Annotated in this window: 1 pseudogene; it reads right to left on the reverse strand. The window is 40.3% G+C overall.

The annotated features are described in order from the left end of the window. A pseudogene (locus tag ACFINC_RS10565) lies at window positions 1–751 on the reverse strand (hypothetical protein); the annotation flags it as partial.

Raw genomic sequence — 751 nt, forward strand, 5'->3', positions numbered from 1 at the left:
TATGTCCCTAAAAGACCAAAATTGGTGGTCATGTTTTGATCTTCTAGAGCTGCTAATGTAATGCCTGCTTGTAAAGCAGCATAGTGAATATCGGCACCATAGCCATATTGTAATGGCGTACGGTGAGAGGATAATGTCTCCTTATTGCCATAAGCCGAGAAAAGGATTCCTTTGTTTTTATGATTTTTTGTCTCAAAGCTTGTTTCTTGCATCGTGTTCAGTAAAGTGTTTTGATTGTTTACATCAGCCAATCCAGCTGAGAATAGAGCGGTAGGCATGACTAAATAGCTTGCCACTTGAGGAACAAGAGCTCTGATCCTTCCTTCATCATCGAGCGTTGCACTTTGCAAGCGGAAATCCCAGAAATTCTGATTTTCTCGCAAATGACTTTGTATGCTTTCTGCTTGCTCAGAACTTGATGTTGATTCACTTTTTATATTATTCTCAATTCCTAAAACCATTCCTCCTAATACAACGGGGGTTGTATCGGTTTTTGAATCCTTTTCTTTTGATTGTTGAGATACTTCTCCTAAATGGCTTTGCGCACGCTCTGCTTTCCCAAGACTCGATGTTGGTCCATAGGCATTTAAGACATATTTATAAGGCAAAGCACCCATTGTGACGTAGCCATTTGCTAGTTTGAAGGAATTTTTATCTGCTTTTCCAGATACTTGAATGAGTGACAGACCACGCATATTCGCGGGAATAGAAGCGTCTGCTTCTGATGGCTCACCTTTTGAAAGACCATTGA

The sequence above is a fragment of the Bartonella sp. AP58NXGY genome, assembly GCF_042195785.1.
GTDB lineage: Bacteria > Pseudomonadota > Alphaproteobacteria > Rhizobiales > Rhizobiaceae > Bartonella.